Annotated in this window: 16 protein-coding genes; all 16 read left to right on the forward strand. The window is 33.1% G+C overall.

Annotation, left to right across the window (positions count from 1 at the left end):
- Positions 1–112: 112 nt before the first annotated feature.
- The 16 genes from MHH69_RS04195 (at position 113) to MHH69_RS04270 (ending at position 15,059) form a co-directional block, all read left to right on the forward strand.
- Positions 113–1,549 carry a DEAD/DEAH box helicase gene (locus MHH69_RS04195; protein ID WP_341361798.1) on the forward strand — a complete coding sequence of 479 codons (1,437 nt, stop codon included), beginning with the start codon at positions 113–115 and terminating at the stop codon, positions 1,547–1,549.
- Complete coding sequence (locus MHH69_RS04200; RefSeq protein ID WP_122971072.1) at positions 1,546–2,151, forward strand: ComF family protein; 606 nt, start codon at positions 1,546–1,548, stop codon at positions 2,149–2,151. The genes MHH69_RS04195 and MHH69_RS04200 overlap by 4 nt, the downstream gene beginning before the upstream one ends.
- 97 nt (positions 2,152–2,248) lie before the next feature.
- Entirely contained in the window at positions 2,249–2,662 is a 414-nt protein-coding gene (locus MHH69_RS04205) for a TIGR03826 family flagellar region protein (protein ID WP_122971071.1), read from the forward strand.
- A 126-nt stretch (positions 2,663–2,788) separates the two neighbouring features.
- The gene (flgM, locus tag MHH69_RS04210; RefSeq protein WP_341361799.1) at positions 2,789–3,049 is read left to right on the forward strand and encodes a flagellar biosynthesis anti-sigma factor FlgM; all 261 of its coding nucleotides are present in this window, start codon (positions 2,789–2,791) and stop codon (positions 3,047–3,049) included.
- A gap of 20 nt (positions 3,050–3,069) precedes the next feature.
- On the forward strand, positions 3,070–3,570 hold the full coding sequence (locus MHH69_RS04215) for a flagellar protein FlgN (protein WP_341361800.1): 501 nt from the start codon (positions 3,070–3,072) through the stop codon (positions 3,568–3,570).
- A gap of 70 nt (positions 3,571–3,640) precedes the next feature.
- The gene (gene flgK / locus MHH69_RS04220; RefSeq protein WP_122971068.1) at positions 3,641–5,326 is read left to right on the forward strand and encodes a flagellar hook-associated protein FlgK; all 1,686 of its coding nucleotides are present in this window, start codon (positions 3,641–3,643) and stop codon (positions 5,324–5,326) included.
- A gap of 39 nt (positions 5,327–5,365) precedes the next feature.
- Positions 5,366–6,292, forward strand: a complete 927-nt coding sequence (gene flgL, locus MHH69_RS04225; protein ID WP_341361801.1) for a flagellar hook-associated protein FlgL — start codon at positions 5,366–5,368, stop codon at positions 6,290–6,292.
- 51 nt (positions 6,293–6,343) lie between these two features.
- Positions 6,344–6,916 carry a DUF6470 family protein gene (locus MHH69_RS04230; protein WP_341361802.1) on the forward strand — a complete coding sequence of 191 codons (573 nt, stop codon included), beginning with the start codon at positions 6,344–6,346 and terminating at the stop codon, positions 6,914–6,916.
- A gap of 14 nt (positions 6,917–6,930) precedes the next feature.
- Positions 6,931–7,374, forward strand: coding sequence for a flagellar assembly protein FliW (gene fliW / locus MHH69_RS04235; protein ID WP_341361803.1), 444 nt, complete (start codon positions 6,931–6,933; stop codon positions 7,372–7,374).
- Positions 7,374–7,592 (forward strand): carbon storage regulator CsrA, encoded by a 219-nt coding sequence (gene csrA / locus MHH69_RS04240; RefSeq protein ID WP_191705974.1) that lies wholly within the window; start codon positions 7,374–7,376, stop codon positions 7,590–7,592. The genes fliW and csrA overlap by 1 nt, the downstream gene beginning before the upstream one ends.
- A gap of 193 nt (positions 7,593–7,785) precedes the next feature.
- The gene (hag, locus tag MHH69_RS04245; protein ID WP_341361804.1) at positions 7,786–8,685 is read left to right on the forward strand and encodes a flagellin Hag; all 900 of its coding nucleotides are present in this window, start codon (positions 7,786–7,788) and stop codon (positions 8,683–8,685) included.
- 96 nt (positions 8,686–8,781) lie between these two features.
- A complete protein-coding gene (locus MHH69_RS04250; RefSeq protein ID WP_341361805.1) occupies positions 8,782–10,491 on the forward strand; it encodes a motility associated factor glycosyltransferase family protein in 1,710 nt (569 codons plus the stop codon).
- Between the two features lie 11 nt (positions 10,492–10,502).
- Positions 10,503–10,847, forward strand: a complete 345-nt coding sequence (locus MHH69_RS04255; protein WP_122971061.1) for a hypothetical protein — start codon at positions 10,503–10,505, stop codon at positions 10,845–10,847.
- Positions 10,844–12,064: a motility associated factor glycosyltransferase family protein gene (locus MHH69_RS04260; protein ID WP_341361806.1), complete on the forward strand. Its 1,221-nt coding sequence runs from the start codon at positions 10,844–10,846 to the stop codon at positions 12,062–12,064. The genes MHH69_RS04255 and MHH69_RS04260 overlap by 4 nt, the downstream gene beginning before the upstream one ends.
- Before the next feature lie 205 nt (positions 12,065–12,269).
- A complete protein-coding gene (locus tag MHH69_RS04265) occupies positions 12,270–13,412 on the forward strand; it encodes a polysaccharide pyruvyl transferase family protein (RefSeq protein WP_122971059.1) in 1,143 nt (380 codons plus the stop codon).
- A gap of 3 nt (positions 13,413–13,415) precedes the next feature.
- The gene (locus tag MHH69_RS04270) at positions 13,416–15,059 is read left to right on the forward strand and encodes a Coenzyme F420 hydrogenase/dehydrogenase, beta subunit C-terminal domain (RefSeq protein WP_341361807.1); all 1,644 of its coding nucleotides are present in this window, start codon (positions 13,416–13,418) and stop codon (positions 15,057–15,059) included.
- Positions 15,060–15,177 lie beyond the last annotated feature (118 nt).

The following is a 15,177-nucleotide window of genomic DNA, read 5'->3' on the forward strand; positions in this document are numbered from 1 at the left end:
GCCTGTTTTACAGGCGGATATTTATTTACTTGAAATTTTACGAAAGATATTTTCAATACAATACAAAAATAATTTTCATAATAACCTTTAACGAAACGAAGGAGTGATTCTATTGAAATATCAATTGTGTAAAGTAAATAAAAGATTCATTTATAGAGGAATCGTAGTTGAATCAAAGATCCGAGATTTTTTCATAGGACGAATATGGACAAGGAATTATACCCCTTTTCCACAAGACAAAATCGAAAAATATATAGAACAAGAATTTTTCAATATAAAACCTGGTATTTCTTTTATTCGCAAAGGTTTATTCCAACGACCATATTATATTTGTCATCGATGTCAAAATACAAATCAGTATGAATTTGTTCACTATAATTGTGCAAGATGTGAAAAGGTATGTGTATACTGCCGGCACTGTATAAATATGGGGAGAGTAAGCAGTTGCACGGATTTACTGACATGGAATGGACCAGAACCACATCATCGTCTATCTCATGAACTTCAGTGGGAAGGGACGTATACAGAACTACAATTGGAAGCATCCCAACAATTAAAAGAAAGTATAAAAACAGGTAGGAATCATTTAATCTTTGCAGTTTGTGGAGCGGGAAAAACAGAAATTCTTTTTCCTGCCGTTCAATTTGCCCTGAAACAAGGAAAACGGGTTTGTATTGCAACCCCTCGAACGGATGTCGTTTTAGAATTGTATCCCCGTTTTCAAAAGGTTTTTCCGAAAACAAACTTACATGCATTGTACGGAAATGCACCTATACAACAAGGTTTTTCCCAACTTGTCATAGCTACAACCCATCAACTTTATCGTTTTGAAAATGCGTTTGATGTCGTTATTGTGGATGAAGCGGATGCCTTTCCTTATACGTATGACCGTGCTCTTCAACAAGCGGTGATAAAAGTGAAAAGGAAAGATGCTCCGATAGTGTTAGTTACAGCAACCCCTTCTGCCCAAATTGTATCTCAAGCGAAGCGGGAAAAATGGGGAGTATCTTTTATTCCAAGAAGATATCATGGCTACCCGTTACCAGTACCTAGGTTTGAGTCATTATGGTCTTACGATAAAAAAATGCAAAAGGGGAAAATTCCATCAAAACTGGAGGAATGGACGAAAGCAAGGCTACGAAATAAAGAACCTTTTTTAATTTTCTTTCCTACTATTCAATTAATGCAAAAGGCAACCCCCCTCTTTCAACTTTTAGATAATCGAATCGAAAGTGTCCATGCAGAAGATGTAGAAAGAAAATCAAAAGTGTTACAACTTCGACAGGAAGAGGTACCTGGTTTGCTAACAACTACTATTTTAGAGAGAGGAATTACAATTAAAAATATTCAAGTTGCCGTAGTTGGTGCTGAGTCCAAAATTTTTACATCCAGCGCTCTCATTCAAATAAGTGGTCGTGTTGGACGGAATGCTCAATTTCCAAAAGGAGATATTGTATTTTTTCATCACGGAATTACGGCGGAAATGGATGAAGCGCGAAATGAAATTATACGTCTAAATAAAGAAGGGTTCGGAGAGGAATCAAAATGAAACGTTTTGAAGTGAGAAATTGTCTTTTATGTAACACACCGCTAAACGAACCTGTTACTTGGAAGTTACTATTAACAAATCATTTTCCGAAAACAATTTGCTTTGATTGTGAAAAAAAGTTTGAGCCTTATGAAAACAAAGATAAAACAGTTATCTCTCTCTTCCGATATAATAATCCAATGAAAGACTACCTCCATCGTTATAAGTTTTTGCATGATGTGATTTTAGCTAAAATTTTTAGAGAACAAATTCACATGTATTTATCAAAACAAAAAGCCGTCATCGTTCCTATACCAATGCATCCCCTGAAACTAAAGGAAAGAACCTTTTCCCATGTCGATGAATTGTTAAAGGAAGCGAATGTCCCTTTTACTCATTATCTTGAAAAAATTACGACGGAAACCCAAGGGGGAAAATCTCGGCAACAAAGATTGAAAGCACCCCCTATTTTCCGATTAAAGAACGGTATGGATGTTAAAGGGAAGGATTTTATTTTAGTTGATGATATTTATACAACTGGAACTACGATTCAACATGGTAAAAAAGTTTTATTAGACAACGGGGCAAATTGCGTAACGGCATTTACATTAATTCGAGGATGAAATATAAAAAAATACGAATTGAGTTTAATAAAAATGAAATATAGACGATGATTTATATGGAATAGTATATAAATTATTAGTAACGGAGGAAACGATGATGGCTGAAATTAAAAATTGTCCTAATTGCGGTGAATTTTTCAACTATACGGGTATTCGAGATGTTTGTCATAAATGTGCACAAAAAGAAGAGGAGATGTACGAAATCGTTTACCGCTTTTTACGTAAACGAGAAAACCGTGCAGCAACAGTAGAACGAATTGTGGAAGCAACGGGTGTTGAGCAAGAATTATTATATAGATGGGTTCGGAAAAATCGTCTTCATCCTGCCCTTTTCCCCAATTTAGGTTATCCTTGTGATAATTGTGGTCACCTGACGACAAAAGGGAAATTGTGCGAGTCGTGTCAAAATGAACTGAAATCTGATTTACGTACATTTGAAGCAGCTAAAGAATTTAGAGAAAATGTGGCAAACAATGAAAAGGGAACATACTTCGTAAATAAAGGTAAATAATTGGCACGTTAATCGTTCTAGATTTTAGTTGTGTTAAAGTATAAGCTTTTTCTATGAGAAACGTTAACATTTTGTTAATTTAACCGAAATATAAAATATACAAGAATGATGAGAGGAGGGGTAGTTGTGAAAATTACATCATTGGGTGTAAATGGAATTAATCCTTACAACAAACAACCAGTAAATGTTAAACCAAAAGAAGCAAAAACGAACGTTACTGATAAAATTGAAATTTCAACTACCGCAAAAGCATTGTCAACTTCTTTAAATTATAGTACAGATCGTGCTCAAAAAGTTCAAAAGCTAAAAGAAGAAATTCAATCGGGTGAATATAAAGTTGATGCTCATAAAGTAGCTGAAGATTTATTGAATTATTATCGTAAATAGTTGAAAAGGAGTTTTTCACCATGTCGCTTCAATCAATCATATCCGTTTTAGAAAAACTTGAAAAAATGCATAAAAGTTTGTTTGAGCTAGCAATTCAGAAGACAGAAATTGTGAAAAAAGGCGATATGGACGAACTAGATACGATGTTAAAAAATGAGCAATCCCATATAGCGGCTATTGAACAGCTCGAGCAACAGCGTCAGCAACTAGTAATGGATTACTTGGACGCAAAAGGAATTGTATATGCTGACACTCCAACTGTTCTCGATGTGATCGAAGCGGCTGATTTAGAACAAGAGCGAGAGCAATTAAAATCGGTACGGAAGCGGTTAATGGCAGTTATCGATGATTTACGAAAGCAAAATGATTTAAATCAAAAACTCGTATTCCAATCTTTACAATTCGTCCATATGACTTTAGATATGATGCGCCCTAACCAAGAGCAAATGAACTATTCGGGAAAGGCATCGAACACGAATAATCCTTTGTCTAAAAAATCATTATTTGATTCACAAGCATAATTAAATCAATATGCACGGTATCGAGAGCCGTGCTCCATATACATAAAACAATTTAAAGGAGGAGTTAGTTTTGCGCTCCACATTCATGGGATTAGAAGCAAGTAAGAGAGGACTTTTTACACAACAAAGTGCACTCTACACGACTGGTCATAATATTTCCAATGCCAATACAATAGGCTACACGCGTCAACGGGTGAATATGGCTTCCACATTAGGTTATCCAGGCGCAGGTTTGAACTCTCCAATGACAGCAGGACATATTGGGACAGGCGTGGAAGCGACATCGGTCCAACGTATTCGAGATGAATTTATCGATCGCCAATATCGTCAAGAAACAAATAAATTAGGATATTGGGAATCGAAAGCAAATGCAATTTCACAAATGGAAGATGTTATGTCTGAACCGTCGGAATATGGTTTAAACGAAGCCTTCAATTTATTCTGGAGTTCCTTACAAGATGTTAGTACTAACCCGGAAGATTCAGCTGCACGGAAAGTTGCCATTCAAAGGGCAGAACATTTGGCTGATACGTTTAACTACCTTGATACACAATTAAAACAAATTCAAGGAAATATCGGAAATGAAATTGATGTATCCACTACTCAAATCAATTCAATTTTGAAACAAATTGCTGAAATTAATAAACAAATTCAAGCTGTAGAGCCAAATGGTTATATGCCGAATGATTTATACGATGCACGAGATACTTTGCTTGATGAGTTAAACGAATACATACCAGTTTCAGTTGAACGAGTAAAATCTGGTGGGAACGCTTTAGAAATTGCAGAAGGTAGTTATAAAATTACTTATAAAACTGCTGATGGTACAACGATGACTTTAGTTGATGGAAAAGACTATGCAGAACTGAAGGCATTAGATACTGCAGGAAATAAAGTAGATGGAAATGTGGATGACGCAGCAACGAAAGGGTATAATCCATTTGCCCAAATTGTTGTTTCTAATATTGGAAATCCACCCGATAGTACAACGACTCAAGGGAGTTTTGAAGAAGCAGATTTTGAGAATTCTAAAGGTAAACTGCTATCATTAATTAATTCGTACGGTTTCAAAAATACAGATAGTCCGACAACTGAAGGGTACTATCCTGAAATGTTAGCGAATTTAGATAAATTAGCCCAAGTATTTGTGGAAGCATTTAATACAGTACATCAAGCAGGTTATACATTGAATTCTACAAATGATTCGACAGCTCCAGACGGGGGACTATTCTTCGTAGGAGAAGGTGCAACAGCAACTTCTGCTGGAACTATAACGGCAGGTACAATTAAAGTAAGCGCTGAAATTAAAAATGATCCTAAAAAAATTGCTGCATCTTCCGCTCCAGGTGAAGAAGGAAATGGGAAATGGGCAACTGAATTAGCGAACTTACAAAGTAAGGCAGTAGGAGCTAATGGATTTACAATTGATTTAGATCGTACGAACCCTAACGATGCAAATGTTACTTACACGCCGACAACGGATCTAGATGGTGCTACTTTCCAATCCTTCTATGAAAGTTTAATCGGACAATTGGGAGTAGATGGACAAGAAGCAGCCCGTCTACAATATAATTCAGAAACGATTCGTTTAACTGTTGCAAATAACCGTGCTTCCATGAGTTCTGTCTCATTAGATGAAGAAATGACGAATATGATTACATTCCAGCAAGCGTATAATGCCAATGCGCGAATGATTACAGTCATTGATGAAACACTAGATAAAATTATTAACGGCATGGGCCGTGTTGGATTATAAAATAGAATTCCAATTTAGATGTAAAGAAAGGAGATTGTTATGCGCGTAACCCAATCTATGTTATCTAATAACATGCTAAGAAATTTAAGTACTAGCTATTCGAAAATGTCTGAGTTACAAAATCAAATTAATACAGGCTCTAAAATTACTCGCCCTTCCGATGACCCGGTCATTGCTATTAAAGGTATGAGTTATCGAACAGATTTAAATAAAGTTAGCCAATTTGAACGAAATATGAACGAAGTTAATTCCTGGTTAGATTCATCCGATGATGCATTAGGACAAGTAGGGGACGCTTTAAACCGAGTAAAGGAATTGGTTGTCCAAGCTGCTAATGATACGAATACTGCAGATGATCGTCAAAAAATTAAACTTGAAATCGATCAAATTCGAAGTCAAATTCAAGATGTCGCCAATACAAAAATTGCTGATAAATATATTTTTAATGGAACGAAAACCCAATCTCCATTGTTCGTCAATGGTGAATTAAATCCAGAAACCTATGACAGCTCGACAGGTGAATTTATTTCTGCAACATCAGGAGAAGTAAATATGGAAGTATTTGATGGAATTCAAATACAGGTAAATACGTCTAATGGTACAGAACTATTTAAAAATGTAGATGATTTAATGGCGAATATTTCTTCGGCACTGGATGCATCTGACGGTGAGGAAATTGGAAATCTATTAGGCGGTCTAGCAGATGGTACTGACGATACTTTATCTGAACTTCAAAATAAAGTGTTAGAGGCTCGCGCAGATGTTGGAGCTCGACAAAACCGAGTGGAAATGATGACGAATCGCCTCTCTTTACAGGAAATTAATGTGACAAAACAAATGTCGCAAAACGAAGATGTTGATTATGCTGAAGCAATCACACAAATGATTACCTATGAATCGATTCATCAAGCATCCCTTTCTGTAGGAGCAAAAATCATTCAACAAACTTTAGTCAATTTTTTATAATTTTCACATGGCGTTTGGACATACTTGTTCAAACGCTTTTATTAAAAGAAGGTGAATAAGTTGAATTTCCCTAAGCTTCATATAACGAAAACTGATATAAAACTGAATATGCATATTCAAGATCCTGTTCAAATCATTCGACAACCAAAGGCCAATCAAACGATAAAGCAGCCTAATGGAAAATTAAATATTGAAACAACAAAAGGAAAGCTTGAAATTGATCAGTCGCAAGCTTGGCAAGATTTAGGACTGTTAACACCGAAAGAATCGGTCCAAAAATATGTGGCTGATGGCAGACAGGCAGTATTAAAGGGGATAGCGAAGGCAGTACAAGAAGGGCGACAAATTTTGGAGAATAGTGGAAAGGGCCAGGGGAGAGCGATTATAGCTAATATTGCTAAGCAAAATCATGGTCCCCATCGAGTACCAATGAACATTAAATTCGTTCCATCCGTCGGTTCTGTTAAAATAGATTATACGCCAGGTAAGGTAGAAACAAATTATACACCGCAGAAACCTGAAATAGACGTTCAAATTAATCGACCTATATATGATTATAAACAAGGAAAAGTAACCCACGAAGTAGTACAACGTCCATCAATAGATATTGATTTCATTGGATAAAAGGAGCAATTAATATGAATATAAAAACAAAATTTTTAGGAGAAGTAGAAATAAACGATGGAGATATTATTACGTTTGAATACGGACTTCCAGGTTTTCCTGATTTAAAAAAGTTTGTCCTTCTTCCTATAGATGGTGACCTTCCGTTGGCGGTACTTCAATCAACGGAAAAAGCAGAAATTGGGTTTGTCGTTGCTTATCCTTTCGCTTTTAAAAAGGACTATGAATTTGATATAAGTGATGAAGATAAAGAAGATTTGAAAATTGAGAAGGAGGAAGATGTGATTGTTTATTCCATTGTAACTCTAAAAGAAACTTTCCTAGAATCCACATTAAATCTATTAGCACCGATTGTTTTTAACGTGAATAAAAAGCTTGGAAAACAAATTGTGTTACAAGATAGTGCAGCGTACCCATTAAGATTTCCAATTAGTACATTGGAAGGAAGTGCAAAATAATGCTTGTCCTATCCCGTAAAAAAAACGAATCAATCATGATTGGTGATCATATCGAAGTGAAGATTTTATCGGTTGATGGTGATCAAGTTAAACTAGGTATCGTTGCACCAAGAAATGTAAAAGTCCATCGTTCTGAAGTATTTCAAGCGATTCAAGATCAAAATAAAGAAGCATTAAATACAAATGTAAATTTACTTGAACAATTGAAAAAAAAATAACTTACCTCCACTCGGTCATGCTGGGTGGGTTTTTTATGTAACTCAAAAAAATTGAAAAAAATTTTTTTCAAAATCTATTAAACTAATTTTAAATAGGACGATATTAGTAATGTAAGGCGATGGTACTATTCCAAAGCCAAGCAATTCCACACGGATGTGGATTATCTAATAAAAATTCAAGGAGGAATTCTAAATGAGAATTCAACACAACATTTCAGCTTTAAACACTCACCGTAACCTAGCTTTCAACAACACTCAAGCTTCTAAAAACCTTGAGAAATTATCTTCAGGTTACAAAATTAACCGTGCTGGCGACGACGCTGCTGGTCTTGCTATCTCTGAAAAAATGCGCGGACAAATCCGTGGTCTTGACATGGCGTCTAAAAACGCTCAAGACTCAATCTCTTTAATCCAAACTGCTGAGGGTGCTCTTAACGAAACTCACTCAATTTTACAACGTATGCGTGAATTAGCAGTTCAATCTGCAAACGACACAAACGTAACTGCTGACCGTGAAGCATTACAATTAGAAATCCAATCTTTATCTGATGAGATTACACGTATTGCAGAAAACACTGAGTTCAACACTCAAAAATTATTAGACGGTACTTTCAAAGGTACTCGTACAGATGCAGTTTCTGGTGGAAATGCTACTGCTGTTGGTGGTAAACAATTCCATATCGGTGCTAACTCAGGTCAAAGCATTAACTTATCTATCGGTACAATGACTGCAGGTGCTTTAGGTGTATCTGTAACTGCTGCAGCAAGTGTATCTGAGGGTGGTACTGCTGGTATTAACATCACTACTCAATCTGCTGCAGATAATACAATTACAATCGTTGACAAAGCTATTAACACAGTATCTAAAACTCGTGCATCTTTAGGTGCGGTTCAAAACCGTTTAGAGCACACAATCAACAACTTAGGTACAACTTCTGAAAACTTAACAGCTGCTGAATCACGTATCCGTGATACTGACATGGCTGCAGAAATGATGAGCTTCACTAAGAACAACATCTTAATGCAAGCTGCTCAATCTATGTTAGCTCAAGCTAACCAACAACCACAAGGTGTACTTCAATTATTAGGTTAATTTTTAACCATAAGAAACAGAAGAGGTTTTCCTCTTCTGTTTTTTTTATCTTCATTTATATATGAAACGGACGATATTTAATATGAGGTGGAGATTTTGACTGAATACATTTTAAACATAGAGGTTGCCAAATCAGGCGATGAAACGTTAAAAATAAATGAATATCATGTACATAGTAAATATAATCCGATCATAGAATCCGAGCGAATTGCAGAAAAAGAATATAGTATGAACTGTACCCATATTATTTTTGGATATGGGAAAGGGTATGTCGTTGATAGTTTACTTAGAAAAATGAAAAATGAGTCAATCATCATTGTTGACCCTTTAATTGAAATGGGGAAAATTCAAATTGATGAACGCCATAAAAACAGTGAAAAAGTGTTCTATTGGGGAGAAAGTACAGTAAATACTTTAGGTTATTTGATTTCAACTATTTCAGAGGGGAAAGCATTAAAGATAAAGGTTATTTTAACCCCAAATTATGATAAGTTATTTGTAAAAAACTATCGGGATCTGTTAGTTTACTTGCGGGATTTTCAAAATAAAACACAAATTAATTATAATACGGAAGTGTTTTTTGCTAATCAATGGCAACGGAACTTTTCCATTAATGTCCCGATGATTGCTAAAGATGAATCTTTATCTGTTTTACATAATCAGTTTGATTTACCGGTAGTGTTAGCAGCGGGAGGACCATCTTTAACGAAACAACTCCCTTTGCTCAAAAAAATTCAAGAACATGTGATTATTATTGCTTCCGGTTCTACTGTCAATTCCCTATTAGCGGCAGACTTGGAACCAGATTTTGTCCTTTCAATTGACGGAGGGGAACCAAATTATAAACATTTTAAAGATCTCCAATTTGATAAAGCGAGATTAATATATTCGCCTTATAATCATTCCGGTGTTCGAAAATCCTTCCGAAAAAGAGGCTACGTATTTACACAAGTGAATCAAGAGGAAATAGGTAAGTACTTATTAGATAATATAGGAATTAATTTACCTGTTTTAGCTGGCGGAGGAACTGTTGCCCATTATGGTGTAACGGTTGCAAGGTTGTTAAATTCCGGTCCTATTGCAATGATCGGGCAAGATTTAGCCTATACAAATAATCAAACCCATGCAAAAGGAAACAAATTTGCAAAAGAAGTTGAAGATATTACGAAATTAAATAAAGAACTAATACCAGTTGAAGGATACTATGGAGAAGAAGTTATCACATCTCGTGATTTTTTATCTATGAAAATGGTATTTGAAGAAATTATTCGTTTTTATAAACCACTTGTACCTATATTTAATTGTACGGAGGGTGGAGTGAAACTAAAAGGGTATGAACAACTTCCATTCCAAGATTTTGTTGACACTTATGTTGATACAAATAAAGTGAAAAATTTAGATCATCTAGATAACAATAATGCAATTTATAAAACAGACAAAGAAGTTGTAGACATTTATAAAAAGGAGTTGAAATTAATAGGGGATCTAGAAAATCTGTTAATTAAAGGAATCCATGTTTTACATAAAGTAAAAAACAATACATTCTTTGATCAACATACACTTAATTTGTTCGATAAAATTGAAAAGGAAATAAATCAAAAGTCGAAAAAAATCCAAGTTCATTTTCTTATTGGTCCAATTACAATTGAAGTTTCGAATTGTTATTTGGAGAAACCGAATGAAACGCAAAAGGAAGCTTTTGATCGAGTATGGAATCAGACTTATACTTTATACAAACGTTTATTAGAAGCTTTCGATAAGGTAAAAGTCAATTTAAGGGATGTTATTACTGAAATTGAAAATTAGGAGTGGGAAAGTTGCAAAACGTCGTACTAGAAGTAATTGAAAGTTATAATGAATATTTAAATAAATTACCGAGCGGTTGTATAGCAATTGCAAATAAATTGCGAGACGACCAAATTCAATCAGCATTATCAAGTGTAAAGGATTTTTCAGAAGGGGTAATTTGGCTGACGGAAGCAGCTGAATTATTAAAGAAAAATGAAGTAAATGTTACATCGAATATAGATAAAATCCATGAGTTTTTGACGGAAATAAACAATGCATTAGAAATTCAAGATTTTCATTTAGTTGCTGATTTATTTGAATATGAAATTGCCGAATTTTTCGAGCAATATAGTAGAATTGTGATTGAACAATGATATTTGAAATTGGTTTAGCTAGAGATGGTCATCAAACACTTACTGTTGACGGTATTCACATTTATAGCAAATATAAGCCAATAGACCATGCAGAGGCATTTATAGAAAAAGAACTGGATTTAAATGCTGAAGGCTATTTTTTATTAGGCCTAGGATTGGGGTATCATTTAAAAGCGATTATAAATAAAGTGAAATGTAAAAAAATCTTTGTTTTATGTGTAGATGAACAAGAACATAAAATATTTTCGAATTCTACTATTTCTAGGCAGATTTTAAATCTTCCAAATGTTCATATTGTCTACAATCCAAAAGATATTAAACTGAATAATAACTATCAAATGATTATTCCAAATGCATGGTTACAAGTATTAAATAAATCGAATCCTCTATACAACTTTTTAGCGGATATAAAAATTAAACAAGAAAGCTACAGCAATCAAAAAAAACTTTTGGACGAAAATTTTTCGAATAATATAAGATTAAATGATAAAAACTTAAAACATTATCTATCTGAAACGAAACGGGATAATAAAATAGCTTGTTTAGTTTCGAGTGGTCCATCACTCAATGAAACAAAAACCTGGATAAAAAATGTAAGAGAACAACTCTATATTTTATGTGTAGGTTCGGCATTAAAAGTTTTGTTGAAGGAAGGTATTAAACCAGACGCTGTAATCATCTCTGATCCTAAGAAAAATATTATACAGCAGTTAGAAGGTACTAATTTTGATGGGGTACTATTTTACTTAAGTACAGCGAATTATGAAGCAACTTCAAATTATTCATATACGAGATATATATTATTTCAATCTGGTTTTAAGAAAGCAGAAGAAATTGCAAAACAAAATAATATTCCTTTAGTGGAAACAGGTGGTTCTGTTGCAACAACTGGGTTTAGTACTCTAAAATTTTTAGGCTTCGATACAATTGTTCTTTTCGGACAAGATTTAGGCTTCAAAGAAAATAAAACCCACGCAACTTTTTCGACATCTGGAAGAACGGTTTCTAAAATGGAAAACTTAATTAAAGTTATTTCGAACAAAGGGGAAGAAATATATACAACCCCCAATTTGCATTCTTATCTTATGTGGTTTAATTCGATAATGAAATATTCAACCGGTATGAGGGTTTATAATACGGCATTAGATGGAGCGGAAATTCATAATGTAGAAGTCATCAATGAAAAACAGTTTTATAAATTAGTTCATTCAAAATAGTAACTAATAATGTATAATGATGGGAATAATTTAAACCTATGGAAACATAGGTTTTTTCTTTATTTTTAACGAAAATAACCGATAGTAGTAATAGAAATTTCGATACAATTCTACATAAAGAAGTTGACGATATATGAAATTAAAAGTTTATCTTCATTAAATGCTAGATTAAAAGCCAAAAAAATGATACGTATTGGAGAAAATTATGAAGCAAATTGGAATTATAACATTAAGTGGCTATGATAATTACGGTAACCGACTACAAAATTTCGCAATGGAAAATTTATTTAAAGAATATGGACAAGTTGAAACACTTTTTCAAAGAAGTGGTTCAAACTATTCTCCTTTAAATAAAAATTCATTTTTCTATAATTATAATTTGTATAAAGAAGATTATTCGGATGAAGAGTTAATCAACAAAATTGTTGATAGTACCCCTGATCTAAATTATAAAAATTTAAGGATTAAAAGGTTTATAAAATTCAAGAAATTTAGTGAAACAAATTTAAATGAAATTGATAATGGAATACTAGGTAATGAATATATCTCAGAGGAGATTTGTAATCAATTTGATTTATTAGTTGTAGGTAGTGATCAAGTATGGAACCCTCAATGGCTCGAACATAATATTAATTGTTTAATTCCAGTAGAAACTAAAGCAGTAAAAGTGTCTTATGCAGCTAGTTTCGGAATCTCACCAGAGAGTGAAATGGATTTGTCAGAAATAAAATTACATCTAAAAGACTTTAAAGAAATAAGTGTCAGAGAATTTGCAGGATTAGATATACTCTCAAATATAGGTGTAGAAAAGGGACAATTAGTATTAGATCCTACGATGTTGTTAGCTAGACATGAATGGGAAAGTTATTTATATCCTCATAGAGAAAAACCAACTGCCCCTTATATTTTTGTATATATTTTAGGTGAAACTACTGAGGAAATGAAAAACTTCATTGAAACTGTTAAAAGGGAGTCAAAATTAGAAGTTGTTACAGTCAATTCATATGAGGAAGAAAAATATTATGATGCAGATCCATTTGAATTTTTAGATTATATTAGTAGTGCTCAATTAGTGATTACGGACTCATTCCACGGAATCGTTTTTTCTAATATTTTCAACACCCCTTATGTCATTTTTGAAAGAAAGAGTAATTTACCAAGTATGAATTCTAGAATAGAAACTTTAGATAAGTTGTTTAAAGTTCAAGCTAGAAATGCAACTTTAATAAATAATAAAAAGATTGATGAAATTTTAGAACAAGATTTCAGTTACTATAATTCCAACATTCAAAAATACAAAGATAGATCTTTTAATTTTATAAAGAAAATTTTTGAAGGGATTAACTAAGATATGCTTAAAGAACTTAAAAATATTTTAGATGGAGATTATTGTATCGGTTGTGGTTCTTGTACTCTGTTTAATGAGAATTTACAGATCAAATTAACTTCCGATGGAAAATATAAATTAAATGTAACAAATCCCATTGAAAAAGAAGTAGAAAATGAAATATTGTCAGTTTGTCCTTTTTCAAATGCTTCTAAAAACGAAACAGAAATGGGGGAATTGTTATTTTCTAAAAACAATCATTACAATGAACTTACTGGCTATTATTTAAATCTTTATGCAGGTAGTGTTTTAAAAGGAGATTTTCGGAAAAATGGCAGTTCGGGTGGAATGGTTTCTTGGATTATTTCAAAATTACTTGAAGAAAATGAAATTGATAGAGTTATACATGTAAAAGAAAGTAACGATAATGGAAATGTAATGTTTGAATATAATATTTCTAGTACCATTGATGAAATTAAGCGTGGGGCAAAATCAAAATATTATCCAATAGAAATGTCAAAAGTTCTATCCTTTGTTGAAAATAATCCAGGTAGATATGCAATCGTTGGAGTACCTTGTTTCATTAAATCTTTAAGGAATTTATCCTTAAAGAAAACGAATATACAAAAAAGATTAAAATATATGATTGGGTTAGTTTGTGGACATTTAAAAAGTACTTATTATACTGAAATGATTAAACTGCAAACTCCGATAGAAGAATTAGAAAAGATCAATTTTCGATATAAATTACCAAATAAAAATGCTAATGATTATGCAGTAAAATTAGAAGGTAAAACGAATTCCGAAAGTATAGAGTCTGTCATTCCAGTAAATGAATTATACGGTACAAACTGGGGAACGGGTTTTTTTAAATATAATGCATGTGACTTCTGCGATGATGTCTTTGGTGAAACAGCTGATATTGTAGTTGGAGATGCATGGCTACCTGAATTTATAAATGATGATAAAGGTACAAATATAGTCATTGTTCGCAATGAATTAATAAATAACATGATAAAAAAAGGGATAAACGATCAAAGTTTAGATTTAAAAGTGATGTCTCCTAATGAAATAATCAAATCACAAACTGGTGGAATAAGACATAAGAGAGAAGGATTATCTCAAAGATTATATAATAAAATTTCAAATCGGCAATGGGTCCCTAAAAAAAGAGTAGAACCAAAAGAAACAAGTAGGGCTGAGGTATATAATTTAAGGGAAAAAATTAATAATGAGTGTACCCCTGTTTTAAAAGATGCGATTGAAAAAAATGATTTTTCCATCTTTACCGAAACCTTTAAAAGTCTAGAATATCAGTTAAACTTAATATCTTCCCCGGTAAATCAAATGTTTAATGCTAGTAAAGTGATCGAATTTGTCCAAGACAATCAAAATATTTTTATATGGGGATCGGGGATTTCGGGACAAGTTATTTTATACAATTTACATAAAGCAGGATTAAAAGTATCAGGTTTTATTGACAGCAATGCGAAACTTGTAGGAAAAAAAGTTAATGGATTAAATGTTTACTCGATTGAGGAGGCTTTAACGATGAATAATTTGAAAGTGTTGATTTCTCCGATAGATTACTACAAGCAAATTTCGATGACATTAAATGAAAATGGTTATAAAGAGGATATTGACTATATTGATCCATATTTTCGATAAATAGAATTGATAAAAGCTTTTTCCTTTAAAATACTAACTAGTTTATTTGGCGAAGTGCAACATAAATTATGGATGTTAAAAATTGTAAGTATCTGAGAAATTTTTCAAACCTATGATT

The sequence above is a fragment of the Ureibacillus sp. FSL E2-3493 genome, assembly GCF_038077515.1.
Lineage (GTDB): Bacteria > Bacillota > Bacilli > Bacillales_A > Planococcaceae > Ureibacillus > Ureibacillus halotolerans.